We start from the raw sequence: 26,922 nt of genomic DNA on the forward strand, positions 1-26,922 counted from the left end.
CGCGATTGCCGCCGGCGCGCCGCGCGGCTACAAGTAGCGCCGTCATCCGCCACCGCCGCCCGCCATGTCCGCTGCCCGCCCGCTCCGCCTGCTGTTCCGCCTTGGCCTGCTGCTGCTCGCGCTGACCGCCGCCATCCCGGGCCACGCCCGCGCCACCGACGCGGCCGACCCGCCGCCGCATGAAGCCACGCTGCGCTTCATGAACCGCGACCTGCACACCATGCGCAGCGACTTCGCCGGCGCCGATCCCGAGACCCGCGCCAGCCGCGCCCTGCGCCGGCTCGACAACCTCGACGACCGCCATCTCGACGCCGGCATCACGCGCGAGCCCTTCCTGTGGAACAACCAGCGCGGCGTGACGCTGCGGCTCGGCGACACCGTGGCCTTCACCGTGCTGGAGCGCGACCTCGACGGCGAGGAAGGGCTGACGCTCGACGCCGCCGTGGACCGCGCCGAAGGCCGGCTGCGCGATGCGATCCAGGCCCGCGTCGAGCTGACGCGCGGCGCCAGCCTGCTGCGCGGAGTGCTCGCGTCGCTGGTGGCCAGCGCGGTGCTGGTGACGCTGCTGTGGCTGCTCGGCCAGGCCACGCGCCGGGTGGTGCGGCCGCTGCACAAGCTGATCGAGGCGCGCATCGCACGTCGCCATGTGCTCGGCATCGACTGGTCCGAGCATGCCTTTCGCGTGCTGGTGCGGTTGCTGCAAGCCATTGCACTGGTCATCGGCGCCAGCCTGGTCTACTCGTGGATCGCCTTCGTGCTCAACCGGTTCGCGGTGACGGCGCCGCTCGGCGGGCGCATGGCCGATTTCGTGGCCGATCTGCTGGCGCGGTTTGCCGGCGGCGCGCTCGATGCCATCCCGGGGCTGGTGACCATCGCCTTCATCCTGTTCATCGCGCGCGGCGCGGTCAGCGTCATCAACGGCGTGTTCGACGGCGTGACCGCCGGCCGCTTTGTCGTGCCCGGCCTGCATCCCGAAACCTCCAATGCCACGCGCCGCATCCTGGTGGTGCTGACCTGGTCACTGGCGTTCACGCTGGTCTATCCGTACATCCCGGGCTCCAACAGCGAGGTGTTCAAGGGACTGTCGGTGCTGTTCGGCTTCATGCTCACGCTCGGCTCGTCGGGCGTGGTCAGCCAGCTCATGAGCGGGCTGGTGCTGGTGTATTCGCGCGCCTTTCGCGTCGGCGATTTCGTGACCGTGGGCGAGGTCGACGGCGTGGTGAAGGAAATGGGCGTGCTGTCGGTCAAGCTGGTCAACATCCGCAACGAGGAAATCACCATTCCCAACGGCGTGATGGTCGGCAGCTCGGTGCGCAACTACAGCAAGCTGTCGGGCCAGCAGGGCACGCTCATCTCGACCAAGGTGACCATCGGCTATGACGCGCCGTGGCGGCAGGTGCATGCGCTGCTCAAGGCCGCCGCTGCCAATACCGAAGGCCTGCGGCGCCAGCCCGAGCCCTTCGTGTACCAGCGCGCGCTGCAAGACTTTTATGTGGAGTACGAGCTGTTCGCGCACATCGACGTGCCGCTGCGCCGGCTGCCGGTGCTGAGCCAGCTGCATGCGGCAATCCAGGACGAGTTCAATGCGGCGGGCGTGCAGATCATGTCGCCGCATTTCATGGAGCAGCCGGCGCAGGCGGTGCTGGTGCCGAGGGGGCAGTGGCATGAGGCGCCGCCCGCAGCCTGAATCCCGGTGTCAGGTCTTGGGCGGCAAGGCCAGAAACTCCTCGACCCAACTCCCCACCCGCGGCGCGATGTTCTCCATCGACCGCCGATGCATGTCCAGATCGAACAGCTCCGGCTCATGCGCATACGGCCGCCGCATCGCGAACACGTCGGCCGCCGCATGGCTCAGGTCGACGATGCGGCCGTCGATGATGTTGTACTGATGCTGGTAGTTGCCGGCGATGCTGCCGCCGTAGACCAGACTCATGAACAGCGAGCCGTACTTGCACGAGCGCGACAGGTCGAGCGGCAGCGGCTCGCCGCGCTCCGCTGCGCGCTCGCGCCACTTGTCGAACACGAAGGCGCCGGCGCGCAGAAAGCCCGAATCGTCGAGTGCCACGCGGCCGTCGAACGGCGCAAAGCTGGCATCGGGAGTTTCACGACCGAGACGCGCAAGGTCGTGGAAGCGCAGCGGCTTGGAGAGAGGCATGACGGGCGGCCTTCGGCAATCGGGCGAAGGAGTGCCGCCCCGGTCGGCCGAGTATGCGCGCCGCGCGCTCAGCCCTTGCGCCGCGCCGCCAGCAGCTTCATGCCCAGCACCGCCACGCCGATCACCAGCAGCGACAGCAGCGTGGTCACCGTGCCGAGCGCATAGATCACCGGCGTCGTCACCGTCGTGGTCAGCCCCTGCAATTCGAGCGGCAGCGTGTTCAGGTCGCCGATGGCCTGCGAGGTGCGCGCGATCTCGTCCCAGCTCAGCGTGAAGCCGAACATGCCCACGCCGATCACGCTCGGCCCGATGATCGGCAGCACCACATCCTTGAAGCTCTGCCACGGCGTTGCGCCCAGGTCACGCGCGGCTTCCTCGTAGGCGGTGTTGAAGCGGTTGAACACCGCAAACATGATGAGCAGCCCGAACGGCAGCGTCCATGTGAGATGGGCGCCGAGCGCCGAGGTGTAGAGCCCCATCGTGCTGCCGAAGCCGTCGGCCAGCTCCTGCCAGCCCATGCTCTCGAACCAGCCCTTGAGCGCGGTATCGAGCAGCCGGAACGCCAGCCCGATGCCGAGCGACACCACGATCGACGGCATGATGAGACTGGCGATCGACGTGTAGAACAGCGCGCCATCGCCGAAGAAGCGCTTGCGGAACGCCAGCCCCGCCAGCAGCGAGATGACCACGTTGATCGCCATCACCACCAGCCCCACGCGGATCGAGCGACCGAACGCGGCCCAGATGTCGACCACGCCCACGCCCTCGGCCAGCTTGGCAAACCAGTGCAGCGACACGCCGCGCATCGGGAAGGTCAGCCCGCCTTCCGGCCCCTGAAAGCTGAGCACGAAGATCGTGATGGTAGGCCCGTACAGGAACAGCACATAGGCCGCGAAAAACAGCGCGAGCAGATAGAAGCTCGCCGGACGCTTGCCTTCGTTCATCACAGCTCCTTGCGGATGTCGACGATGCGCGTGAGGCCGAAGATGATCATCAGCACCACGAGCAGCAGGATCACGGCATTGGCCGCCGCCGCCGGAAATTGCAGATAGCTGGTCTGCACCTGGATGATCTTGCCGACCGAGGCGATCTGCTGGCCGCCCATCACGCCGATGGTCACGAAGTCGCCCATCACGATGGTGATGACGAAGATCGAGCCGATGATGATGCCGGTCTTGCACAGCGGCACGATCACGTCGCGCAGGATCTGGAAGCCGGTCGCGCCGGCGTCGCGCGCCGCCTCGATGAGCGCGCGGTCGATGCGCATCATCGAGTTGAAGATCGGCACGATCATGAACATGGTGAACAGGTGGACGAAGGCCAGCACCACGGCAAAGTCGCTGTACAGCAGCCACTCGACCGGACTGTTCACAAGGCCGCTGCCCATCAGTGCCTGGTTCACCACGCCATTGCGGCCCAGCAGCGGAATCCACGAAATCATGCGGATCACGTTGGAGGTCCAGAACGGAATCGTGCAGAGCAGAAACAGCAGCGTCTGCATGCCCTGCGTGCGCACATGAAAGGCCACGAAATAGCTCACCGTGAAACCGATGAGCAGCGTGATGACCCAGACCAGCGCGCAGAACTTGAGCGTGGACGCATAGGTGCGCAGCGTGGTGCACATGCCGTCGCCCGCGCCGCCGCCGAAGCAGCCCGCAAAGATGTCTTTGTAATTCTGGAATGTGAAGGCCGGGATGATCTCGTACTCGTTGTACTGCCAGAAGCTCACGACGGCGACGAGCGCGAGCGGCAGCACAAAGAACAGCGCAAAGACGATCACGGCCGGCGTGGCCTGCAACCACGCCGGCAGGCCGGGCAAGCGGCGTGTGCTCATGCTCAGGCCGCCACGAACTCGTTCCACTTCTGAACCATGTAGGTGTTCTCGTCCATGATCGAGTTCCAGCAGGCGATGCCGCCCATGCGCGCTTCATACGAGCCGCCGTCGCGGACCTTGCCGGCCTTCTCCAGCACCGTGCCGTCGGGCGCCTTGATGTCCTTGGCGGCCGGCTTGCCTTCCATCCAGTAGGCCCACTCATAGGGCTCCATCTTTGCCTTGGCGGTGTCGAGCACGGCGGCGTAATAGCCCTGGCGGTTCAGGTAGGCGCCGGCCCAGCCGTCGAGGAACCAGTTGATGAACTCGTAGGCGCCGTCGAGCTTGCGACCGCTCAGGCCCTTGGGCAGACCAAAGCCGGCAGCCCAGGCGCGATAGCCTTCCTTGAGCGGCTGGAACACGCAGTCGAGGCCCTTGCCGCGCACCGCCGTGACCGCTGGCGACCACATTGACTGAATCACCACCTCGCCCGAGGCCATGAGATTCACGCTCTCGTTGAAGTCCTTCCACAGCGCGCGGAACTGGCCGGCGCGCTTGGCCTCGATCATCGTCTTGATGGTCAGGTCGATCTCGGCGCGGGTCATGTTGCCCTTGTCGGCGTACTTGTGGATGCCCATGGCCTCGACCACCATCGCCGCGTCCATGATGCCGATGGACGGGATGTTGAGCGTCGCCGCCTTGCCCTTGAACTCGGGGTTGAGCAGCTCGGCCCAGCTGGTGATCGGGCGCTTGATGAGGTCGGGCCGGATGCCGAGCGTGTCGGCGTTGTAGACGGTGGGAATGAGCGACATGAACTGCGTCGGCTCGCTCGCAAACTCCTTGCTGCTGGCGCCCTTGAGATAGATGACCTTCTTCGGCGCCGTGCCCTGCTCGCCGACCTTCTTGCCGCCCACTTCACCCTTGGTGAACAGCGGCGTGATCTTGTCGGCGTTCTTGATGCGCTTGCTGTCGATGCCCACGAGATTGCCGGTCGGCACGATCTTGCGCAGCGAGAAGAACTCGGTGTCGGCCAGGTCGAAGGAGCTGGGCTGGGTGACGATGCGCTTGGTCACGTCGTCGGTGTTGAGCGGGATGTACTGGATCTTGATGCCGGTGTCCTGCTCGAACCTGTCGGCGATCTCCTTGCTCTGGTTGACCGCCGTGCCGACGTAGCGCAGCACGATCTTTTCCTGCGCATGCACATACGGAAAGCCGGTGATGGCGCTGACGCCGGCGACGCCGATGGCGCCCTTGAGCAGGCCCCGGCGCGAGCTGTTGGCGGGCGCGGCGTTGTCGGTCACGGGGCGGGAAAGCTTGTCGGTCATGTCTCGGTCCTGGGGGATGAATCGGGGATGGGATGGGGTTTCAGGCGGCGAGCCGGTGCGCATCGCTGCCGCTCCAGCTCAGCGTGACCGCCTCGCCCGGTTGCAGCGGCGCGGCGTAATAGCTGGCCTCGTCGACCATGGCGGTGAGTTCCTGATTGCCGGGCGCATCGAGCGTGACCAGCACATGCACGCCCTGGTATTCGATGCCGCGCACCAGCCCGGCGATCGAGCTGCCGTCGAAGCCGGCGACAGCGCTTGCACCGGCAGCCAGCTTCACCTTGTCGGCGCGCACCGCGACCGGCGCCGTCGCCGCGCCGCCATCGGTGCGGATGACGTTGTGGCCGCCCAGAAAGCGCGCGACAAATTCGGTGCGCGGCCGGTTGAAGATGTCGTGCGGCGAGCCGGCCTGCTCGATGCGGCCGGCGTTCATCACCACCGCCAGATCGGACAGCGCCATCGCCTCTTCCTGCGAGTGCGTGACATGCACGAAGGTGATGCCGAGGTCCTTCTGCCAGCGCTTGAGTTCGGCGCGCATCTTCACGCGCAGAAACGGGTCGAGCGCCGACAGCGGCTCGTCGAGCAGCAGCACGCGCGGCTCATTCACCAGCGCGCGCGCCAGCGCCACGCGCTGCTGCTGGCCGCCCGAGAGCTGGGCCGGCTTGCGCTCGGCATAGGGCGTCATCGACACCAGCTCCAGCACCTCGGCGGCACGCTTGCGGCGCGCTTCCTTTGTCTGCCCGCGCACCTTGAGGCTGTAGGCCACGTTGTCGATGGCGCTCATGTGCGGGAACAGCGCATAGCTCTGGAACATCATCGCCGTGCCGCGCTCCGACGGCGCCAGCAGCGTGACGTTGCGCCCGCCAATGACGATGTCGCCGTCGCTCACCTCCTCATGGCCGGCGACCATGCGCAGGGTTGAAGTCTTGCCGCAGCCCGAGGGGCCGAGCAGGCAGCAATAGCTGCCGGCGGCGATGCGCAGATCGATGGCATCGACCGCGCGCGTGTTGCCGCCGTAGAGCTTGCTGACCTTGACGAGTTCGATGTCGGATGCGGTTCGCATGACTGCCCTTTCTTGCCGATGAAGCCGGCGCCGGAGCGACGCCGACCGGGCGGCGAAGCAAGTTCCATGACTCGCCCGCGCCGCCGTTCGCTTGCGTCAGAAGTTGTGCGTGAGGCCGAGCGACGCCACGGTCTGGCCCTTGCCGGCCGCGCCGCTGCCGTAGAAGCGCTCGCGCGCGCTGCCGTCGTTGCTCATGTGCACCAGGTTGAGATTGATGTCGGTGCGCTTGGACAGCAGATACCAGACGATGAAGCGCTCGAAATGGCTGTCGTTCTCGGTGGTCTTCTGGTTGCGCGCCACATGGTCGAGCGCGAGGCGCCATTGCGGCGCGGCAAACCAGTCGATGCCCACATCCCAGGCGATGGCGGTCGGCAGGCTCAGGCTTTCCATCTTGCTGTTGGCATAGGCGCCGCGCACGCGCCAGTCGCCGAGCTTGTAGCTGGCGCCGAGCGACCAGAGCCGGTCGTCGCGGCTGGCGTCGGCATTCTTGCCGTCGTGCCAGGTGGCGCCGGCGTTGAAGCCGCCCAGCTCATAAGTCACGGCCGATTCGACCGTGCGGCCGCCGTTGGCGCTGACCGTCGACTCGCCAGCCGAATACAGCACCGCCGCGCGCAGGCCCGCGACCTTGGGCGTGTAGTACTTGACCGAGTTGTTGGTCAGGTCGCTGAGCCAGTCGAACTCGGTATAGCGGAAGGCCGCATAGCCGCCGCAGATGAAGAAGCCACACATCACGTCGTCGTTCAGGTTCCACTGCCGGCCGACCGTGACCGTGCCGAAGCCGCCGTCGAGCCCCACGAAGGCGCCGCGATTGAACAGCCGGCCGTCCATGCTCGACTTGCCGTCGTCGAGGTTGAGACCGGCTTCGAGCCCGAACAGCGCGCTCAGTCCGTCGCCCAGATCCTCCTTGCCGCGAAAGCCGATGCGCGACGCGGCGATGGCGCCGTTGTCGATGCGGGTCTGGCTCTTCTTGCTGCCGCTGGCGTCGTACACATTGTTGACGCTGACGACGTCGGTGCTGGCGATGCCGTAGAGCGTGACATTGCTGCTCTGGGCCCAGGTGGTGCTGGCCGCGCAGGCCAGGGCGGCGCCGATGATGGCTTTCTTCATGCTTTCCCCGTGGTTGTGCTTTGAATGTGTTTGCGCCCGAAGCTCACCAGTTTTGTGCACAATCTGGCGAGTCGATTGCATACAGCAAGTCGCATACCAAATCGCCGCCCGAGGACTTTTCGCCATGCTCATCCGCGTCATCAATCCCAACACTTCCGCGCCGATGACCGCCGCCATCGGCGCTGCCGCCGCGCGCGTGGCCGCGCCCGGCACGCGCATCGATTGCGTCAGCCCGGCGATGGGGCCGGCCTCGATCGAAGGCCATTACGACGAGGCGATCGCCACGGTCGGGCTGCTGGAGGAAATCCGCGCCGGCGAGCTGCTGGGCGCGGCCGGGCATGTCGTCGCCTGCTTCGGCGATCCGGGGCTGGATGCGGCGCGCGAGATCGCGCGGGCGCCGGTCATCGGCGTGGCCGAAGCGGCGATGCATCTGGCCACGCTGGTGGCGACGGGTTTCTCCGTGGTCACCACGCTGGAGCGGACGTGCATCATCACTGAGCATCTTGTGCACAATTACGGTTTCACGCGTCAATGCCGGGCAATACGGGCGTGCGAGATTGCGGTGCTTGAGCTTGAGCATCCGGGCTCGGGCGCCTATGAGCGCATCGAGGACGAATGCCGGCGCGCGCTGCGCGAGGACCGTTCGGGCGCCATCGTGCTCGGCTGCGCCGGCATGGCCGAGCTGCGCGACCGGCTCCAGGCGGCGCTCGGCGTGCCGGTGGTCGAGGGCGTGACGGCGGCGGTCAAGCTGCTGGAAGGGCTGGCGGCGCTGGGGCTGGCCACCTCGCGCCACGGCGATTACGCGGCGCCGCTGGCCAAGCCGTATGCGGGATTGATGGCGCGTTTCGCGCCGGGAGGAAGTTCTTGAGGTCTGTGAACAGCGACGACGCGAGCCTGGGCTCGGCGATCGACGACGAGGTCTATGAAGCCATCTTCGACGCGGTGATGACGCGCCGGCTGCCACCAGCCGCGCGCCTGACCGAGGCGCCGCTGTGCGAGGTGTTCGGCACCACGCGCGCGGTGGTGCGGCGGGTGTTCGTGCGGCTGGCGCATGAGCGGGTGATCGAGTTGCAGCCCAATCGCGGCGCCTCGGTGGCCAGCCCCGACATCGAGCAGACGCGCGCGGTGTTCGAGGCGCGCCGGGTGATCGAGGCCGGCCTGGTGCGCAAGCTGGCCGCGCAGGCCGACAAGCGCTGGCTGGCCGGTCTGCGCGCGCTGGCGGCCGAGGAGCATGCCGCCTTCGAGCGCGGCGACCGCAGCGCCTGGATCGAGCTGTCGGGCAGCTTCCATCTGCGGCTGGCCGAGGCGGCCGGCAACGACGAGCTGCGCCGCATGCTCAAGACGCTGGTGGCGCGCACCTCGCTGATGATTGCGCTCTACCAGTCGGCCCAGGCGAGCCTCTGCGCCAGCGATGAGCACGTCCAGCTGCTCGATGCGATCGAGCGTGGCGACGCGGCCGGCGCGGTGGCGCTCAGCGATGAGCATCTGCTGCATTGCGAACGCCAGCTCAAGCTGGAAACCGAGCCGGACGAGCCCGATCTGGCGGCGGTGTTCGCGAGCTATGCGCGCTCGCGCAAGTCGGGCCGCGCCGCCGGCTGAGCCGGATCGGCGCTGCGCGCTTCCACATCGACGATGTCGGCATCGCGCAGGCGCGCGCTGGCCAGCGACCAGCGATTGCCATCGAAGACGCCGGGCCGGTCGGCCGGCTGCACGCGCGGGCCGGCCGCCGCCGGAGCGCGCGCTGCGGTGGGGCGGGCAATGTCGGCATCGAAGGCACGCGCCAGCAGCAGCAGCGCGGCCAGCGCCGCCTGCCCGGCCGCCGCGCAATAAAGCCAGCCGGCGCGCTGGCTGCGCTCGGCCTCGCGCCGGGCGGCACGCTGGATGGCATCGGCGCGCAGGTCGGTGGCGAAGCGCTCGGCCAGCTGACGCAGCGCGCCGGCGGCCGGCAGTAGCTCGCGCTCGAAGCGCAGCCGCGCCAGCTCGGGCTGGCCAAGCCGGGCCGCCATCGATTGCACGCGGCGCTCGGCTTGCAGCGCGCGCTGACGGCGGTCGAGTTCATCGAGCGTCTGGCGTTCGGCGCTGCCGACGGCCAGCGCGCCGAGCCGCTGGCGCAGTTCGGCGGCGGCAAGCGTGGCGTCGCTGCGCGGACGGTCGGGCTCGGGCGCGGCGCTCAGCGCGTCGAGCGCCGCATGCTCGGCGCGCAGCCAGTCGGCCAGCACCGCTTCCTTGCGCTGCGCATGCAGCTGGGCGGCGGCGGCCTCGTCATCGAGCCGCTGGGCCCAGCCGAGCGCGCCCAGCATGGCGATGGCCGATGCGGCCAGCGGCACGGCGGCCAGCGCCGCCAGACGATTTCCCCAGCCCATCCCCCGCCCTCCCCGGCTGCGCCGCCAGGAGATTCCGGCCGGCGCTGAGGGCCGAATGTGCCGCGCGCGGGCGCCGGCGGTTCGGGCAAAAAACGGGGCGAAGCCGCTGCGGGCGGCCGCTCAGGGCCGCGTGGCCGCTTCGAGCGTGGCAAGCCAGCTCATGGCCTGCTCGCGGCTGGCGCCGCACATCTCCTGCGACGGCTGGAGCCCGCCGCAGCAGCCCGGCCGGCCGGGCTGACCAAAGATCCTGCAGCGCAGCTCGGCATCGAGCTGGACGCAGGCCACGCCGGCCGGCTTGCCGCCTTCCATGCCCGGGATGGCGCTGCTGATCGACGGCGCGATGCAGCAGGCGCCGCAGCCGGGCCGGCAGTCGGGCGGCGGCACGACGGCGCCGGCGGCGTGCGTGCTGCTCATGCCCGCCGCGCTCATGCCCAACACGCTCATGCCGCGCCGCCGTCGCGCGCCCGGTCGAGCACGCCGCAATCGATCGCCAGATGCACCAGCTGCGCGGTGTTCTCCACGCCCAGCTTCTGGCGGATGTTGGACTGGTAGTTGGCCACCGTCTTGGGCGTGAGATTGAGCAGCTCGGAGATGCGCGCGGCGCTGTGGCCCTCGGCCAGCAGCCGGAAGATCTCGAACTCGCGCTCGCTCAGCCGGCCCAGTTCCTCGCGCTGGGCCCGGCGGGTGGCGCTGTCGCGCGCGGTGGCCAGATCGCCGCCCAGATAGCGCCGACCGCCGGCCACCGTGAGCACCGCTTCCACCAGCACCTCGGGCGCGCTCGACTTGGTCAGATAACCCCAGGCGCCACCGTCGAGCGCGCGGCTCACGAACACCGCGTCCTCATGCATGCTGAACACCAGCACCCGCGCCCGCGCATCGCGCGCCAAAATCCTGCGCATCGCCTCCAGCCCGCTGATGCGCGGCAGGGTGATGTCCATCACCACCACATCGATGCGCTCGCCCTCGGCATAGCGGCGATAGGCCTCCTCGCCGTCGGCCGCCTCGGCGCAGACGCGGATGCGACCGGTGGCTTCCAGCAGCCGCCGGTAGCCCTCGCGCACCACGGCATGGTCGTCCACCAGCAGCACCGCAATGCTTGGCGCGTCATTCATCGTCTTGCTCCGCAACCGGGATGCTGGCCGTGATGGCGGTGCCGCCGCCGGGCTCGCTGGTCAGCGTGAACTGGCCGCCCACCGCCTCCACGCGCTCCTGCATGCCGAGCAGCCCGAGCCCGCCGCGCCCGCCGCCCGGCAGCAGGCCGCGACCGTCGTCATGCACCGCCAGCCGCACCCGGCCGTCGGCGCGCTCCAGGCTCACGCGCACCGTCGTGGCCTGGGCATGGCGCGCGATGTTGGTCAGGCTTTCCTGCACCAGCCGGTAGGCGGTGATGGCGACCGGCTCGGGCAGCCGGTCGAGCCCGGCGCTGGCGCTGAACTCGAAGCTGGTGCCGGCCAGCCGCGGCCGCCAGCCGTCGATGCAATGCTCCAGCGCCGCCACCAGCCCCAGCTCGTCGAGCGCCACCGGACGCAGCCGGCTCATCATCGTGCGCACCGTGGCGTAGACATGGTCGGTCAGCTCGACGATGGCGCCGGCGGCGCGGCGCAGCTCGCCAGCATCGAGCCGCGTCGCCGATTCGCCGGCGCGCCGCAGCGATACCGCCTCGATCTTGATGGCGTTGAGCGTCTGGCCCATCTCGTCATGCAGCTCATGCGCGAGGCGCCGGCGCTCGGCTTCCTGGATGCCGATGGCTTCGCGCGCCAGCAGCCGGTAGCGCCGCTCGCTGTCCTCGGCGCGGCCCTCGGCCTCGATGCGCAAGGCCAGCTCGCAGCGCGCCTCGCGCATCCGGCGCCACGAAAACCAGCTGAGGCCGGCGGTCAGCACCAGCATCGCCAGCGGCAGCTCGTCGAGCTGGAAGCGCTCGAACGAGCGCGTGAAGCGCAGCACGGCTTCGTTGAGTTCGAGCCGCGCGCCCACGGCAAAGGTGGCGGCGGCAAACACGGCGGCAAGCGCCAGGTCCTGGCGGGCGGATGACTTCATGTGGCGACGATAGCCGAGCCGCCCGTACTCAACTGCCGGTCCGCCCGAACTCCACCCGCACGCCGACCCAGAAGATGCGCGGCGCGCCCGGCGCGACGAAGGTGGAATGCAGCAGCGCGCGTTCGCCATCGATGACCGGCGTGGTGAACGGCCGGCCGATGAACGTGCCATCGCTGCGGAAGCCGGTCGCGCCCAGCTGCGCCGCCGAGGCGTAACGCCGGTCGAACACGTTGTTGACCTGGGTGTAGAGCTTGACCGCGCGCGTCGCCTGCCAGTCGGCGCCGAGGTTGAACACCGCATAGCCGCCGACCTTGCCCGGGCCGAGGTAGTAGGTGCCGTCGGCCTGATGCTGGCCGTTCTCGTTGCCGCGCGCGAGCGAATCGCCGACCGCATTCATGTCGACACCCACGCGCACCGTCGGCAGCAGGCGCCAGTCGGCCCAGGCCTTGAACAGATGGCGCGGCGTCAGCGGCATGCGGTCGCCGGGCTTGACGTCGATGGTGCCCTCGAAGCCCGGATTGCCTTCGAGCGCCGCGCTGTTGCTGCTGTTGCCCTCGCCGTTGAAGGTCTCGGCGCTCTGGTAGGTCGCCTGCAAGTACGTGTAGTTGGCGCCCCAGTTCACCGTGTCGGTCGCGCTGCCGTTCAGGCCCAGTTCCACGCCCTGGCGCCGCGTCTTGCCGAAGTTGCGGAAGTAGCCGAAGCCGGCCTGATCGTCGGCCACGAACTGGATGTCGTCGCGATTGACGGCGCGGAACACGCCGGCATTCCAGTTGAGCGCGCCGGCCACACGGCCGCTGAGGCCCGCCTCGATGGTGCGCGTGACCACCTGCCTGAGCGGCGGATCGCCGGCCATCGCATTGGGCAGGCGGCAGGGATTGGCCGGATCGGCGCAGCCCAGCTCGATGGCCGACGGCGCCCGGCTGCCCTCGTTGTAGCCGGCATAGGCGTTGATGCCGGCCTTGGGCGTGAAGGTCAGCCCGAGCGCCGGATTGAAGCGGCTGAACACATACGAACCGTCGAGCGAGCCGGCCGTGCCGCCGGCAATCAGGTTGTCGTGGTTCGACACCTTGGTGCGGTTGTAGCGGCCCGAGCCGGTCACGCGCAGCGCGTCGGTGATGGCGAAGGTGTCGGTCGCGTACACGCTCCAGGTGAGGCTCGATCCGGTCAGGTCGACGCGCGAATCCTCGGCGTTCTCCGAGTCCTGCGTGCCGTCGGCGAACACGCCGGTGCCGACCACGCCGCGCGCCGAATCGAGATAGCCGTACTCGCTCGACTGGTTGAAGCGCACCCGGTTGCCGTCATAGCCGGCGCCGGCGGTGAACTGGTTTTCATGCCCGGCCAGCGCTGTCGTGGCGGTGAGCTGGGCGGTCGCGCCGTACTGCGTCTGCACCGTGTGCGAGCGGTTGATGAGGCCGTTGCACTTCTCGTTCGGCTCGCTGTTGGTGATGGCGTTGGCGATGCAGCGCCACTTGGGGAAAGGCGTGTTGGCCGAGGTCGCGCCGCTCACCGGGATGTTGGTGTAGCCGGCGTTGCGCAGCGTGGTGCGTTCGGCCAGCGTCGGCTGGTAGAGCGATTCGCCGAGCGCGGCTTCGTTGATGTCGCCGTTGTAGGTGCGGGTGTCGATGTCGCGGTAGTAGACGTTGCCGCTCAGCGTCAGGTCGTCGCGCAGCGCATGGCGCAGCGCCAGGCTCAGCAGGTTCTGCTGGTTGCGGGTGTTGTCGGGCTTGGTGTAGACGCTCGCGTAATCGCGCGCCAGCAGCCGCACATCCTGCAGGCCGTTGCCGTTGAGGTCGGTGTCGGCATGTGCTGCGGTCACGCTGATGTCGGTGCGCTCGTCGGCCCAGCCGAGCTTGGTGAACAGCTGGCCCACGTCCGACGGCGAATCGGTGCGCCAGCCGTCGTCGCGGAACTTGGTGCCGGTGAGGAACCAGTGCCAGCCGGCCTCGTTGCTGCCGCCGTGTTCCAGCGTGGCCGAGCGCCGGCCGTGGTTGCCGGCCAGCATGTCGATGGCGGTGCCCGGCGCACTGCGGCCGTCCTTGGTGGTGAGCGCGAGCGCGCCACCGAGCGTGTTGAGGCCGAACAGCGGATTGGAGCCCGGCATCAGCACCAGACCGTCGATGGCCGACCTGGGGATGAGATCCCAGCTCACCACGTCGCCGAATGGCTGGTTGAGCCGCACGCCATCCAGGTACAGCGACAGCCCCTGCGGCGTGCCGAGCAGCGGCGAGGCGGTGAAGCCGCGATAGTTCACGTCGGGCTGGAACGGGTTGTTCTGGATGTCATTGACATACACGCCGTTGAGCCGGCGCTTGAGGTAATCGGACAGGTCGGGCGCGTGGCTCGCGTCCAGGTCGGCGCCCTTGGCCGTCTGCACCGCCGCCGGGATCTGGGCCTTGGGAATGCCCACGCCCGGCAATGGCGTGGGCGCGACCACGACGACATCGGGCAGATGCTGCGCGGCGGTCTGGGCCAGTGCGCCGGCCTGCAGGCAGGCGAGCGCAACCGCGAGCGCCAACGGCGCCGGGGAGGGGCGGTGAATCATGGTGTCTCCGGTCTTGTCGGCGCTCATCGGGCGCCTGTTTGTAGATTGGCCGGCGGAGGGTAGAAATTTGCGGGCGGCAGGGCTTGGGAAATCTTCCCGAGCCCCGTGCCAGAAACGCCGTTTTGCCCGCAAGCGCGGGTTTCTCCCGGGATCGCTGCCATGAATTCACGCCGTCGCCTGCTCGCCCTGCCGCTTTGCGCGGCGCTTGCCGCTTGCAGCGGCGGCGTGTCCATCGGCATCGGTGGCGGCAGCAATGTGTGGGGCGGCTGGGGCTGGGACGACGGCTGGGACAGCGTCGATTTCGCGGTGATCGACAGCAGCGGCGCCTCGGGCATCGCCAGCGCCGGGCTGATCGTGGCGCGCGACATTTCGGCCTGGGCGCAGCTGTGGGCCGATCACACGGCCAATCTGGCCGCGCCGCCGCTGCTGCCGTCGGTCAACTTCGCCAGCCAGATGGTCGCCGGCGTGTTTGCCGGCCCGCGCACCTCGGCCTGCGCGCGCTTGCAGGTGCGCCGGGTGCTGCGCGAACGCGCGACCGGCCGGCTGCGCATCGAAGTGAGCGAAGGCATCGATGCCGCCGGCTGCCTGCCCGCCGGCCTGGCCGCGACGCCGGCCGTGCTGCTGGCGTTGCCCTGGACCACGGCAAGCGTGGATTACGTCCGCATCGACTGACGCCGGCGACATTTCCGGATGCAATCCGGCATGTGGGCTGTCGCCAGCGCAGCGTAAGGTGCGACCGGTCCGACGCCGGACGCCCGGCCCCGTGGAAACGCTCAAGCCGCTGCACGCCGTCGGTCACCTCGACATGTTACGTGGACAAATTCGTCCGTTAGCATTCGCTGCCGGCCCGACTCGGGTCTGGCTTCGCATGCAAATTCATGCAGTTCAATTTCAATTTTCAGGATGTGGTTTCAATGCCAGTTGCAAATCAGAAACTCACCAAGATCGGCGTTTTCTACGACGGCAATTTCCTGCTTCATGTGAGCAACTACTATCAGTATGTTCATGCGCGTCATTCCCGGCTGAGCATTGCCGGCATGCACGAATTCATGAAAAAGAAGATTGCCGAAGCTGACGGTATCGATCCGCGCTATTCGCAAATCGTCGATGCGCATTACTTTCGCGGCCGCCTGCGCGCCCAGGACGCCGCCGAGCGCGACGTGCTGCTCAAGGAACGCCTGTTCGACGATGTGCTGATGCGCCAGGGCGTCACCACGCACTACCTGCCGCTCGGCGCCAATGGCGAAAAGGGCATCGACGTGTGGCTGGCGCTTGAAGCCTATGAACTGTCGATCCACAAGTGCTACGACGTGGTCGTGCTGGTGGCCTGCGACGGCGACTACCTGCCGCTGGTACGCAAGCTCAACACCCTCGGCACCCGCGTGATGCTGATGGCCTGGGACTTCAAGTTCACCGACCAGCATGGCAACGAGCGCGAAACCCGCACCGCGCAATCGCTGATCGAGGAAGTGACCCTGCCGTTCCTGATGCATCAGGTGATCGACGACCGCTTTACGCGCAACGATCCGCTCATCAACGGCCTGTTCGTGCCGCCGCCCGATGCCCGGCCGCGCATTGGCGACGACGTGATTCCGGCATTCGTGCCGCCGACGCATGCGCCGGCCTTCAATCCGGCATTGACGCCGGCCACGGCAATTGCCGATCCCAATAACGATGAAGTGCTGGAAGGCAAGATCCAGAATCTGAAAGAGGGTTTCGGATTCATCACGCCATTCAATGGCGGCACCAATCTCTTCTTTTTCCACAACAGCGTGACCAATGCCGAATTCGCCACGCTGAAGATCGGCGATCACGTCGAATACCGGCTCGGCTCGAACGACAAGGGCGCCTGCGCCATCGAGGTGAAGGTGCTGACGGACGAGGACGACTGATCGGGCACTGGCTGCCCGGTCGCGCCGCAACGGCGCCGGAGGCGACTCCGGCGCCGTTTTTTTGCGCCGTCCCGCGCGGCAGATTGCATGCAATCCTGGCTTTATTTGCGCCACAAGCCGGCTTTAACCGCTACAGTCGCGCCTTTCAGGCCGATCTCCGCCTACTTTGCATGCAATCTGACGCCAGCACGCACGCCCGACCCAGCCGCACCGATGAAGTCGCGCGCCGGCTTGCCGACGACATCGCGCTCGGCGACTTCGCGCCCGGCAGCCGGCTCGACGAGCATTCGCTCGCGGCGCGCTACGGCGTGTCGCGCACGCCGGTGCGCGAAGCCATCAAGCAGCTGGCGGCAAGCGGGCTGATCGAGCTGCGGCCCAATCGCGGCGCCGCCGTGGCCCGACTGTCGGCCGAGGAGCTGGGGCAGATCTTCGAGGCCATCGGCGAGATCGAAGCCGCCTGCGCACGCCACGCGGCGCTGCGCATGTCGGCCGAGGAACGCGCGGCGCTGGCCGAGCTGCATGCCCGCGCCCGTGCCGCCATGCAGGCCGGCGATGCCGCCGGCTATGCCGCGCTCAACATCGATTTCCACGCCGCGCTGCTGGCCGGCGCGCACAACCCGGTGCTGGCCCAGACCGCCGCCGCGCTGCATGCACGCGTCGCGGTCTGGCGCCGCAACCAGTTCCGCCAGCCCGAGCGCATGGGCGACTCCTTTGCCGAGCACAGCGCCATCGCCGAGGCGGTGCTGGCGCATGACGCGGTCGGCGCGCATCGCGCAATGCGCACACATCTGGTGGCGGCGCGCGGCGCGGCCGAGCATGTTTCAGCCCTTGCCGGCGCCGAGCCCGACGCGCCGCCCCAACTCCGGAAGCCCGCATGACTCCCATCCTCGGAACCCGTGGCGCGGTCGTCGCGCCGCACAGCCTTGCCGCCCAGGCCGGGCTCGACATCCTGCGCGACGGCGGCAATGCCATCGAGGCGACCATCGCCGTCGCGGCCACGCTGGCCGTCGTGTATCCGCACATGACCGGCATCGGCGGCGACGGCTTCTGGCTGCTGCGCGCGCCCGGCGTGCCGCTGCGCTCGATCGACGCCTGCGGCCGCGCCGGCGCGAACGTGCGGCGCGAGCTTTACGCCGGGCTCGACAGCATTCCGTGGCGCGGGCCGCTGGCCGCCAACACCGTCGCCGGCACCGTCTCGGGCTGGGGCGCGGCCTATGCGCATTCGCGCGAGCACTGGGGCGGCCGGCTGCCGTTCGCGCGGCTGCTCGAATCGGCGGTGCATTACGCGCGCGACGGCTTTCCGGTGACGCACAGTCAGGCCGCCAATACCGCCGCCAAGCTGCATCAGCTGGAGATGCAGCCGGGCTTTGCCGGCGCCTTTCTGCGCCCGCCGCAGCCGGGCGAAGCCGGTGCCGCGCTGCCGCGCTACGGCGACCGGCACCGCTTTCCGGCGCTGGCCGCGACGCTCGAACAGCTCGGGCGCGCCGGCGCCGACGACTTCTATCGCGGCGATCTGGCGGCGAGCCTGGCGCGCGACCTCGACGCCATCGGCAGCCCGATCACCGGCGCCGACCTCGCCGCGCATCGCGCCGAATGGCCGACGCCGCTGCAAGCGCGCCTCGCCGCCGGCACGGTCTACAACCTGCGTCCGCCGACGCAGGGGCTGGCCTCGCTGCTCATCCTGGCGCAGTTCGAGCAGCTGCGCGCCGCCGGCGATTCGCCCGACACGCTGCGCGGCATCCATCTGCTGGTCGAGGCGACCAAGCAGGCCTTCAAGCTGCGCGACCGCGAGGTGGCCGATCCGGCGCTCGCCAGCATCGATCCGCAGGCCTGGCTGTCGCCCAACCATGTGGCCGCGCTCGCCGCCCGCGTGCCGCTCGATGCCGCCAGCCCCTGGCCGGCGCCGAACAGCGACGGCGACACCACCTGGATGGGCGCGGTCGACCGCGAGGGCCGCGCGGTCAGCATGATCCAGAGCATCTTCTTCGAGTTCGGCAGCGGCTGCGTGCTGCCCGAGACCGGCCTCTGGTGGCAGAACCGCGGCTGCTCCTTCGACCTGCGCCCGGGCCGGCTGCGCAGCCTGGAACCGGGTCGCAAGCCCTTCCACACGCTCAACCCGGCGATGGCCGAACTGCCCGACGGCCGCGTGCTGGTCTACGGAACCATGGGCGGCGAAGGCCAGCCGCAAACCCAGGCCGCCGTGTTCGCGCGCTATGTCTGGGGCGGCCATGACATCCGCTCGGCGGTGCGCGCGCCGCGCTGGCTGCTCGGCCGCACCTGGGCCGAGCCGGCCACCACGCTCAAGCTCGAAGCGCGCTTTCCGGCCGCGATCGTCGACGGACTCGCGCGGCTCGGCCATCAGGTCGAGCTGGTCGGCGACTTCGACGAGCGCCTGGGCCACGCCGGCGGTCTGGTGCTGCATCCCGACGGCTGGATCGAAGGCGGCGAAGACCCGCGCAGCGACGGCTGCGTCGCCGCGTGGTGACGCCCCCGCGCGCCGGCGCCGGCCGCTGTCACTCCCCGCACGCCGGCGCATGACCGGCGCGCCCTCCTCCCGGCGCCGCGCGCGCCACACACAAGAAAGCTGACGATGGGCGGTTTCAAGTTCGACTGGTTCATGAAGGGGATGCTGATCGCCGTGGGCCTCGCGGCGCTCTGGCCCGAGCCCGGCGCGCACGGCGGCTGGCTGCATCCCGAACTGCTCAACAAGCTCGGCGTCGCGCTGATCTTCTTTCTGAGCGGGCTGTCGCTGAGCTTTGCCGCGCTGCGCGCCGGCACGCTGCAATGGCGCGTGCATCTGCTGGTGCAGACCACCACCTTCCTGGTGTTTCCGCTGCTCGGGCTGCTCATCCTGTGGGCCACGCGCGGCTGGATGAAGCCCGATCTGCAACTCGGCTTCTTCTATCTGTGCGCGCTACCGTCCACCGTGTCGTCGTCGGTCGCGCTGACCGCAGCGGCGCGCGGCAATGTGCCGGCGGCGCTGTTCAACGCCACGCTGTCCAGCCTGCTCGGCGTGGTGCTGACGCCGGCCTGGCTCGGCTTCGTGCTGGGCCAGACCGGCGCCGCCTTCCCGATCTGGGACGTAATGCTCGACCTGCTCCAGTGGCTGGTGCTGCCGCTGGTGCTGGGCCAGCTGTCACGGCCGCTGCTGGGCAACTGGGCCGCGAAACACAAGAAGCGGCTGTCGACCGTGGACCGGCTGACCATCCTGCTGCTGGTCTACACCTCGTTCGCCGATTCGGTCGCGCAGGGCGTGTGGTCGCACTACGGCGTGGGCGCGCTGGTCGAGACGGTGGTGGGCACGGCGCTGATCTTTGCCGTGGTGCTGCTGGCGGTGAATGCGGTGGCGCGCGCGCTGGGCATGGCCGAGCCGGAGCGCGTCGCGAGCGTGTTCTGCGGCTCGAAGAAGACGCTGGCCTCGGGCGTGCCGATGGCGCAGCTGATCTTCGGCGCCAATCCGGCGCTGGGGCTGATCCTGCTGCCGATCATGATTTATCACCCGTTGCAGCTGGCGGTGGGTGGGGTGCTCGCGCAGCGGTGGGCTCGGGCGGCGGAGTGAAAGCGGCGGTCGCTGCGGCCGGGCAGCCCCGCGCGGCTGACGGATGCGGCCGCCGCTGGACGCGGCGGCTGCCCTTCGCTCCGGCGGTAGTCGCCGGCCGGTCCGCCAACTCAGGCCGCTTACGCGGCCTTCAGACATGCGGACCTGAACGCCTGCGGCGTTCACCGGCGTCTACCGCCTGCGCTCGGCGCTTCCGACAGCCGCGCGGGGCTGCCCGGCCGCAGCGACCGCCTTGTTAACGGGCTTGGGGGAGTCAGGGCCGCTTCGCGGCCCAATATGCCCACGTAGCTTCACTGAGGCGCGGGGCGGGGTTCGGGCGCGCCGGGGGCGTCGGGTGTGCCGAGCGCACGAGGTAGACGGCGGTGAACCGCGCAGCGGTTCAGGCGTTCCTGTCTGAACCTCGCGCAGCGAGGTGAGTTGGAACGCCGGCCGCCGGGCTACCGAAGGAAGCGAAGGGCAGCCGCCGCGTCCAGCGGCGGCCACACCGGTCGCCCCCGGCGCGCCCGAACCCCGTCCCGCGCCGGAGCCAACCTCAAACCGCCGACGGCCGCTTCGTGCTGTGCAGCCGCGCATCCAGCTCGCGCCGCAGTTCGCGCCGCTGCTTCGCGCCCTCGAAGCGCGAGCGCTCGACCAGATCGCCCGGCTGCAACTGCGGCACCTGCGCCGGCTTGCCGTCCGGCCCCATCGCCACCATCGTGAAATAGCAGCTGTTGGCATGCCGCACCACGCGCTCGGTGATGTTCTCGGTGACCACCTTGATGCCCACTTCCATCGAGGTGGTGCCGGTGTAGTTCACCGATGCCAGGAAGGTGACCAGCTCGCCCACATGAATGGGCTGGCGGAACATCACCTGGTCGACCGACAGCGTCACCACATAGGTGCCGGCATAGCGGCTCGCGCAGGCATAGGCCACCTGGTCGAGAAACTTGAGGATCGTGCCGCCGTGGACATTGCCCGAGAAATTGGCCATGTCCGGCGTCATCAGCACGGTCATCGTCAGCTGGTGCAAGGGCGTGTCCATCAGGTGTTGCTGCTCACGACGATGCCGGGCAGCTTGCCCGAGTAGTCCTTGGCCTTGTCGGCCACCTTGACCGCCACGCGGCGCGCGATGGTCTTGTACAGCTCGGCGGCGGTCGAGTCGGGGCTGGCGGCCACGGTCGGCTTGCCGGTATCGGCATCGGCGCGGATGTCGCGCGCCAGCGGCAGCGAGCCGATCAGCTCCACGCCAAATTCCTGCGCCATGCGCGCGCCGCCGCCCTCGCCAAAGATGTGCTCGGCATGGCCGCAGTTCGTGCACACATGGACCGCCATGTTCTCGACGATGCCCAGCACCGGCACGCCGACCTTCTCGAACATGTCGATGCCACGCCGCGCGTCGATCAGCGCGATGTCCTGCGGCGTGGTCACGACCACCGCGCCGGTCAGCGGCACCTTCTGGCACATGGTCAGCTGGATGTCGCCGGTGCCGGGCGGCAGATCGACGATCAGATAGTCGAGGTCGGCCCAGTCGGTCTGCTCCAGCAGCTGGGTGAGCGCCTGGATCACGATCGGCCCGCGCCACACCACGGCCTGGCCCGGATCGATGAGGAAGCCGATGGAATTGACCTGCACGCCGTGGCCTTCGAGCGGCTTCATGGTCTTGCCGTCTTCGGAAATCGGCTTGCCCGACAGGCCGAACATCGTCGGCTGGCTCGGACCGTAGATGTCGGCATCGAGCAGGCCGACGCGGGCGCCTTCGGCGGCGAGCGCCAGGGCCAGATTGGCGCTGGTCGTGCTCTTGCCGACACCGCCCTTGCCCGAGGCCACGGCGATGATGTTGCGCACGTTGGCCATGGTCTTCACGCCGCGCTGCACGGCGTGCGCGACGATCTTCTGCGTGACGTTGACGGTGCTGGCGCCGGCGCCGGCGGCTGCAAGTGCCGCAGCGGCAGCGGCACGGATCGGCTCGATCTGGCTCTTGGCCGGGTAGCCGAGTTCGATGTCGACGCTGACGGTGTCGCCCTGCACCCGCAGGTTGCGCACCGACTTGCCCGCCACGAGATCGCGGCCGGTGTTGGGATCGACGACGCCCGCAAGGGCGGCCTGGGCGGCTTCTTGGCTGATGGTCATGGCTGAGGAGCGTTGCGCGCGTTGTATGGTTGCGAATGAAAACGACTTCAATTTACCCCAGCCCGCTTCCCAAGCAGTCTTCGCGCCAAAGGCCGGCCCGAAGGGCTCTGCTATGCTGGCCCGATCTCATATCTCATTGATTTTCGATGGAAATCGGCTTCCTGCTGGTTCTGATCCTCATCAACGGCATCTTCGCGATGAGCGAAATCGCCGTCGTCACCGCCCGCAAGGCCCGGCTCCAGCAACTCTCCGAGGCCGGCGACAAGGGCGCCCGCGAAGCACTCGCGCTGGCCGAGCACCCGACCCGTTTTCTCTCCACCGTGCAGATCGGCATCACCTCGATCGGCGTGCTCACCGGCATCGTCGGCGAGGGCGCGCTGGCCGATCCGCTGGCCGCCGCCATGCTCGAACGCGCGCCGGCGCTCGGCGAGGCGGCCCGGCCGCTCGCGCTCACCGTGGTGGTCGTGCTCATCACCTTCCTGTCCATCGTGCTCGGCGAACTGGTGCCCAAGCGGCTCGGCCAGATCCGGCCCGAACCCATCGCGCGCGCCATGTCGCGGCCGATGCGCGCGCTGTCGCTGGTCGCCACGCCCTTCGTGCATCTGCTCACGCTGTCCACCGACGGGCTGCTGCGCCTGCTCGGCGTGCGCCAGACCGACGAGCCGCCGGTGAGCGAGGCCGAAATCCAGGTGCTGATGCGTCAGGGCGCCGAGGCCGGCATCTTCGAGCAGTCGGAGCACGAGATGATCCGCAACGTGTTCCGGCTCGACGACCGCAAGCTCAGCTCGCTGATGGTGCCGCGCGGCGACGTGGTCTGGCTCGACGTCGAGGACTCGCACGAGGTCAACCGCGCCAAGATCGAGCAGAGCGACGTGTCGCGCTTTCCGGTCTGCCGTGGCGACCTGCGCGACGTGCTCGGCTTTGCGCGCGCCAAGGATCTGCTGTCGGCCGCGCTGTCGGGCGGCGACTTCGACCTGACCGCGCGCCTGAGCCCGGCGCTCTACGTGCCCGAGACCCTCACCGGCACCGAGCTGATCGAGAACCTGCGCAGCGCCCATTCCACCGTGGCGCTGGTGGTCGACGAATACGGCGAGGTGCAGGGTCTGGTCACGCTCAAGGATGTGCTCGAAGCCATCATCGGCGACATCTCGACCGCTACCGCGCAGGACCCGCCGGCCTACCAGCGCGAGGACGGCTCCTGGCTGCTCGACGGCTCGATCGCCATCCCCGAATTCCAGGACCGGCTCGCCATCGAGCATCTGCCCGAAGGCGACTCCGACGCCTATCACACGCTGGGCGGAATGATGATGCTGCTGCTGGGCCGCATCCCCCACACCGGCGATCACGCGGAATGGGCCGGTTGGCGCTTCGAAGTGGTCGACATGGAAGGGAATCGCGTACACAAGGTGCTCGCCACCCCCCTTCCCCGGGCCTGAAGCACTCCGACTCGCGCGGCATCGATCCGCGCGCCGCAAGCACTGCGCTCCAGTCGGTTCTCGGGCTCGGCCGCTTTCGGAGATGACCATGAGCACGAGCAGCAGCGCGCTGGCGGACTCCCTTGCCGCCGCCCGGTCGCGGGCCGCATCCAGCACCACCCACGCACCGCACGGCAACTTCCACATCCCGTCGCTCGACGGCATGCGCGCGGTGGCCGTGTCCATCGTCTTTCTCGCGCACGCCGGCCTCGGCAAGGTGGTGCCGGGCGGCTTCGGCGTGACGATCTTCTTCTTCCTGAGCGGCTTCCTCATCACCACGCTGATGCGGCGTGAATACGAGGCCAGCGGCCAGATCAACCTGCGCCACTTCTACATGCGCCGGATGCTGCGCATCTGGCCGGCGTTCTACTTCGTGCTGTTTCTCGGCGCGGCGGCGGGCGCGCTCGGCTGGCTCAACCGCGACGTGCCGCAATGGCAGCCGCTGCTGGCCCAGGCGCTGCACGTCACCAACTACTACACGCTGTCGGTCGACGGCGGCGCGCAGAACGGCGCCGGCATGGTGGTCGGCTCGGGCGTGTACTGGTCGCTCGCGGTGGAAGAGCACTTCTATCTGGTGTTCCCGCTCATCTTCCTGGCGCTGCAACGCTCCAAGCTCGACGGGCGCGGCCGCTGGTGGTGGCTGATCGGCATGTGCGCGCTCGGCCTAGCCTGGCGCGTGGCGCTGGTGCTGTTCATGGGCGCCGATGAAACCCGCGTGAACATCGGCTCCGATACCCGCTTCGACTCGCTGCTGTTCGGCTGCGCGCTGGCCATCCACCGCAATCCGGCGCTCGACCGCGACCTCGGCTACACCTCGCGCCAGCTGCTGGCCGGCGTGCTGATCGGCATGGCGCTGATCGGCGTGGCGCTGGTGCTGCGCGACGACTTCGTGCGCAACACGCTGCGCTACACCCTGCTCGGCGTCGGGCTTTATCCGATCTTCATCGCCGCCATCCTGCGGCCCGACTGGCTGCCGTTCCGGGCGCTCAATTCGGCACCGGCACGCTGGCTCGGCGGCCTGTCCTATGCGGTGTATCTGGTGCACGACAGCCTGCTCTATGCCGCCAACAAGCATCTGCCGATGCTGCCGCCGCTGGCGCGCGGCGCGGTCGCGCTGGTGGCGTCGCTGCTGCTGGCGCAATTCATCTTCCGCTGCATCGAGCGGCCATTCGGCCGACTGCGCCGGCGGTTCGCCTGACGCGGGCGGGCGCCGGACGGGCACGGGTCGGCGGCTAGAATCGGCCTCCCCCGCGCCCCGTCGCCCGCCACGCAGAAACCACCATGCCGCGCAAGCTCTTCGTCACCACCGCCCTGCCTTACGCCAACGCCGCCTTCCATATCGGCCACATCATGGAATACATCCAGGCCGACATCTGGGTGAGAGCGCAGCGCATGCAGGGCCACGAAGTGCATTTCATGGGCGCCGACGACGCCCACGGCGCGCCGATCATGATTGCCGCCGAAAAGGCCGGAAAGACGCCGCAGCAATTCGTCGGCGAGATTGCCGCCGGCCGCAAGCAATACCTCGACGGCTTCCACATCAGCCACGACCACTGGCACAGCACCGATTCGGCCGAGAACGTCGAGCTGTCCCAGGGTATTTACCGAGCGCTCAAAGCCGCCGGCTTCATCGCCACCCGGACCATCGAGCAATTCTTCGATCCGGTGAAAGGCATGTTCCTGCCCGACCGCTACATCAAGGGCGAATGCCCGAAATGCGGCGCCAAGGATCAATACGGCGACAGCTGCGAAGTGTGCAGCTCGGTCTATACGCCGACCGACCTCAAGAATCCCTATTCTGTGCTGTCGGGCGCCACGCCCGAAATGCGCAGCAGCGAGCATTTCTTCTTCAAGCTCAGCGATCCGCGCTGCGTGGAGTTTTTGCGCGAATGGACCAATACCGACCGGCTCCAGGAACAGGTCGCCAACAAGGCCAATGAATGGCTCGGCGAACCGAAGGAAGGCGAGGACGGCCTCGGCGACTGGGACATTTCGCGCGATGCGCCCTACTTCGGCATTCCGATTCCCGATGCGCCGGGCAAGTATTTTTACGTGTGGCTCGATGCGCCGGTCGGTTATCTGGCCGCGCTGAAGAATTATTTCGATTCGGGCAAGGCCGCCGCCAATGGCAGCAGCCAATCCTTCGATGAATTCATGGCCGATGCCGATTGCGAACAGCATCATTTCATCGGCAAGGACATCATCTATTTCCACACGCTGTTCTGGCCGGCAATGCTCAAGTTCTCGGGCCGCAAGACGCCCGACCAGATTCATGTGCATGGCTTTCTCACCGTTAGCGGCGAAAAGATGAGCAAGAGCCGCGGCACTGGCCTTTCGCCGCTCAAGTATCTCGATCTGGGCATGAATCCGGAATGGCTGCGCTATTACATCGCGGCCAAGCTCAATGGCCGGGTCGAGGATGTCGATTTCAATCCCGAAGATTTCGTCGCCCGGGTCAACAGCGATCTGGTCGGCAAATACGTCAATATCGCCAGCCGGGCCTCGGGCTTTCTGGTCAAGCAATTCGGCGGCGAACTCAACAGCTTCAATCTGGGTGACGGCGAACAGGAATGGTCGCCGATGACTTTCCATGCGCTGGCCGCGCGCGAGTCGATCGTTGCGGCCATCAACGGCCTGGACACCGGCCGCGCCCTGCGCGAGCTGATGGCGGTCGCCGACTTCATCAACCAGCGCTACGACGCCGCCAAGCCCTGGGAACTGGCCAAGAAGCCCGAGGCGCGCGAGCAGCTGCATGCCGTGTGCAGCGATGCGGTACGCGCATTTGCGGTGCTCACCTGGCTGCTGGCGCCGGTATTGCCGGCCACTGCCACAAAAGTGGCCGGGTGGCTTGGCTTGCCGCAACCGCTGAAACTTTCCGATCTGGATGGTGAAACGCCCGCATTGCCGACCCAGGTAAAGCCCTATGAGCATCTGCTCCAGCGGGTCGATCCCAAAATGCTCGACGCCCTGTTCGAGCCGCCGGCCGAAGCCAGGCCCATTCCGGGTGGTGAAGAAATCGCCGCTGAAATCAAGATCGACGATTTCGCCCGTGTCGATTTGCGCATCGCGCGCATCGTCAAGGCAGAAGCGGTTGCCGGCTCGGACAAACTCCTGAGATTGACGCTCGATCTTGGTGAAGGCCGCACTAGAAATGTGTTTTCGGGCATCAAGAGCGCCTATGCCAATCCCTCGGACCTCGAAGGGAAATTGACCGTCGTGGTGGCCAATCTCGCTCCGCGAAAGATGAAGTTCGGAATCAGCGAGGGAATGGTCTTGGCCGCCTCGGAAAAAGACGAGGAAAAAAACCCGGGGATTTTCCTACTCGAGCCCCATTCCGGCGCCAGTCCCGGAATGCGAGTGAGGTGATTACTTGGCGGAATATCCCGGGTTTATGTGAGTTCGTGAACGATTTCACAGGCCAAATCGAGCTTTAGCCAAGCTCATCGCAATACAGGCGTTGTGCTTTGCATGAGACTTGCGGTCTTTCA

The 26,922-nt window shown here is 68.1% G+C and carries 24 protein-coding genes; 11 read left to right on the forward strand and 13 right to left on the reverse strand.

Annotated features, from left to right (window positions below):
* Positions 1-64 precede the first annotated feature (64 nt).
* Positions 65-1,687: a mechanosensitive ion channel family protein gene (locus B9P64_RS00610; RefSeq protein WP_085314340.1), complete on the forward strand. Its 1,623-nt coding sequence runs from the start codon at positions 65-67 to the stop codon at positions 1,685-1,687.
* A gap of 9 nt (positions 1,688-1,696) precedes the next feature.
* Here B9P64_RS00610 and B9P64_RS00615 read toward each other — a convergent pair whose 3' ends face one another.
* The 6 genes from B9P64_RS00615 to B9P64_RS00640 all read right to left on the reverse strand — a co-directional run bounded on the left by B9P64_RS00615 (position 1,697) and on the right by B9P64_RS00640 (position 7,457).
* Positions 1,697-2,155, reverse strand: a complete 459-nt coding sequence (locus tag B9P64_RS00615) for a hypothetical protein (protein ID WP_217808628.1) — start codon at positions 2,153-2,155, stop codon at positions 1,697-1,699.
* A 68-nt stretch (positions 2,156-2,223) separates the two neighbouring features.
* A complete protein-coding gene (locus tag B9P64_RS00620) occupies positions 2,224-3,099 on the reverse strand; it encodes an ABC transporter permease (RefSeq protein WP_085314341.1) in 876 nt (291 codons plus the stop codon).
* The gene (locus B9P64_RS00625; protein WP_085314342.1) at positions 3,099-3,989 is read right to left on the reverse strand and encodes an ABC transporter permease; all 891 of its coding nucleotides are present in this window, start codon (positions 3,987-3,989) and stop codon (positions 3,099-3,101) included. Before B9P64_RS00625 ends, B9P64_RS00620 begins: the two co-directional genes overlap by 1 nt.
* Positions 3,990-3,991: 2 nt before the next feature.
* The gene (locus B9P64_RS00630) at positions 3,992-5,290 is read right to left on the reverse strand and encodes an ABC transporter substrate-binding protein (RefSeq protein WP_139826064.1); all 1,299 of its coding nucleotides are present in this window, start codon (positions 5,288-5,290) and stop codon (positions 3,992-3,994) included.
* A gap of 40 nt (positions 5,291-5,330) precedes the next feature.
* The gene (locus tag B9P64_RS00635) at positions 5,331-6,350 is read right to left on the reverse strand and encodes an ABC transporter ATP-binding protein (RefSeq protein ID WP_085314343.1); all 1,020 of its coding nucleotides are present in this window, start codon (positions 6,348-6,350) and stop codon (positions 5,331-5,333) included.
* A gap of 96 nt (positions 6,351-6,446) precedes the next feature.
* The gene (locus tag B9P64_RS00640; protein ID WP_176256670.1) at positions 6,447-7,457 is read right to left on the reverse strand and encodes a porin; all 1,011 of its coding nucleotides are present in this window, start codon (positions 7,455-7,457) and stop codon (positions 6,447-6,449) included.
* Between the two features lie 124 nt (positions 7,458-7,581).
* Between B9P64_RS00640 and B9P64_RS00645 the strand changes: the two genes are divergently transcribed.
* Positions 7,582-8,325: an aspartate/glutamate racemase family protein gene (locus B9P64_RS00645; RefSeq protein ID WP_085314565.1), complete on the forward strand. Its 744-nt coding sequence runs from the start codon at positions 7,582-7,584 to the stop codon at positions 8,323-8,325.
* Between the two features lie 5 nt (positions 8,326-8,330).
* Positions 8,331-9,056 carry a GntR family transcriptional regulator gene (locus tag B9P64_RS00650; protein ID WP_085314345.1) on the forward strand — a complete coding sequence of 242 codons (726 nt, stop codon included), beginning with the start codon at positions 8,331-8,333 and terminating at the stop codon, positions 9,054-9,056.
* Here the strand turns inward: B9P64_RS00650 and B9P64_RS00655 are convergent.
* The 5 genes from B9P64_RS00655 to B9P64_RS00675 all read right to left on the reverse strand — a co-directional run bounded on the left by B9P64_RS00655 (position 9,017) and on the right by B9P64_RS00675 (position 14,399).
* A complete protein-coding gene (locus B9P64_RS00655; protein WP_085314346.1) occupies positions 9,017-9,820 on the reverse strand; it encodes a hypothetical protein in 804 nt (267 codons plus the stop codon). The two genes, B9P64_RS00650 and B9P64_RS00655, sit on opposite strands and share 40 nt — an antisense overlap.
* 120 nt (positions 9,821-9,940) lie before the next feature.
* Positions 9,941-10,234, reverse strand: coding sequence for a YkgJ family cysteine cluster protein (locus B9P64_RS00660; RefSeq protein WP_085314566.1), 294 nt, complete (start codon positions 10,232-10,234; stop codon positions 9,941-9,943).
* 26 nt (positions 10,235-10,260) lie between these two features.
* Positions 10,261-10,932 (reverse strand): response regulator, encoded by a 672-nt coding sequence (locus tag B9P64_RS00665; RefSeq protein WP_085314347.1) that lies wholly within the window; start codon positions 10,930-10,932, stop codon positions 10,261-10,263.
* The gene (locus tag B9P64_RS00670) at positions 10,925-11,857 is read right to left on the reverse strand and encodes a sensor histidine kinase (protein WP_176256671.1); all 933 of its coding nucleotides are present in this window, start codon (positions 11,855-11,857) and stop codon (positions 10,925-10,927) included. Before B9P64_RS00670 ends, B9P64_RS00665 begins: the two co-directional genes overlap by 8 nt.
* 28 nt (positions 11,858-11,885) lie before the next feature.
* Positions 11,886-14,399 carry a TonB-dependent receptor gene (locus B9P64_RS00675; RefSeq protein WP_085314567.1) on the reverse strand — a complete coding sequence of 838 codons (2,514 nt, stop codon included), beginning with the start codon at positions 14,397-14,399 and terminating at the stop codon, positions 11,886-11,888.
* A 159-nt stretch (positions 14,400-14,558) separates the two neighbouring features.
* On the opposite strand from B9P64_RS00675, the gene B9P64_RS00680 reads away from it, so the two are divergent.
* From B9P64_RS00680 to B9P64_RS00700, 5 genes are all read left to right on the forward strand, one after another.
* Positions 14,559-15,071: a hypothetical protein gene (locus B9P64_RS00680; RefSeq protein ID WP_085314349.1), complete on the forward strand. Its 513-nt coding sequence runs from the start codon at positions 14,559-14,561 to the stop codon at positions 15,069-15,071.
* 242 nt (positions 15,072-15,313) lie between these two features.
* Entirely contained in the window at positions 15,314-16,291 is a 978-nt protein-coding gene (locus B9P64_RS00685) for an NYN domain-containing protein (protein WP_085314568.1), read from the forward strand.
* Positions 16,292-16,461: 170 nt separating this feature from the next.
* Entirely contained in the window at positions 16,462-17,169 is a 708-nt protein-coding gene (locus B9P64_RS00690) for a GntR family transcriptional regulator (protein WP_085314350.1), read from the forward strand.
* The gene (locus tag B9P64_RS00695; protein WP_085314351.1) at positions 17,166-18,776 is read left to right on the forward strand and encodes a gamma-glutamyltransferase family protein; all 1,611 of its coding nucleotides are present in this window, start codon (positions 17,166-17,168) and stop codon (positions 18,774-18,776) included. Before B9P64_RS00690 ends, B9P64_RS00695 begins: the two co-directional genes overlap by 4 nt.
* Positions 18,777-18,881: 105 nt before the next feature.
* Positions 18,882-19,850 carry a bile acid:sodium symporter family protein gene (locus B9P64_RS00700; RefSeq protein WP_085314352.1) on the forward strand — a complete coding sequence of 323 codons (969 nt, stop codon included), beginning with the start codon at positions 18,882-18,884 and terminating at the stop codon, positions 19,848-19,850.
* Between the two features lie 532 nt (positions 19,851-20,382).
* On the opposite strand, the gene B9P64_RS00705 is transcribed toward B9P64_RS00700, so the two are convergent.
* Positions 20,383-20,871 carry an acyl-CoA thioesterase gene (locus B9P64_RS00705; protein ID WP_085314353.1) on the reverse strand — a complete coding sequence of 163 codons (489 nt, stop codon included), beginning with the start codon at positions 20,869-20,871 and terminating at the stop codon, positions 20,383-20,385.
* Positions 20,871-21,959 carry an iron-sulfur cluster carrier protein ApbC gene (gene apbC, locus B9P64_RS00710; RefSeq protein ID WP_085314354.1) on the reverse strand — a complete coding sequence of 363 codons (1,089 nt, stop codon included), beginning with the start codon at positions 21,957-21,959 and terminating at the stop codon, positions 20,871-20,873. The genes B9P64_RS00705 and apbC overlap by 1 nt, the downstream gene beginning before the upstream one ends.
* 146 nt (positions 21,960-22,105) lie before the next feature.
* On the opposite strand from apbC, the gene B9P64_RS00715 reads away from it, so the two are divergent.
* The 3 genes from B9P64_RS00715 to metG all read left to right on the forward strand — a co-directional run bounded on the left by B9P64_RS00715 (position 22,106) and on the right by metG (position 26,800).
* Complete coding sequence (locus B9P64_RS00715; protein ID WP_085314355.1) at positions 22,106-23,395, forward strand: hemolysin family protein; 1,290 nt, start codon at positions 22,106-22,108, stop codon at positions 23,393-23,395.
* 88 nt (positions 23,396-23,483) lie between these two features.
* On the forward strand, positions 23,484-24,632 hold the full coding sequence (locus B9P64_RS00720) for an acyltransferase family protein (RefSeq protein WP_176256672.1): 1,149 nt from the start codon (positions 23,484-23,486) through the stop codon (positions 24,630-24,632).
* An 83-nt stretch (positions 24,633-24,715) separates the two neighbouring features.
* Positions 24,716-26,800 (forward strand): methionine--tRNA ligase, encoded by a 2,085-nt coding sequence (gene metG / locus B9P64_RS00725; RefSeq protein WP_085314357.1) that lies wholly within the window; start codon positions 24,716-24,718, stop codon positions 26,798-26,800.
* Positions 26,801-26,922: the final 122 nt, after the last annotated feature.

The organism is Derxia lacustris, from assembly GCF_002105195.1.
Taxonomy (GTDB): domain Bacteria; phylum Pseudomonadota; class Gammaproteobacteria; order Burkholderiales; family Burkholderiaceae_E; genus Derxia; species Derxia lacustris.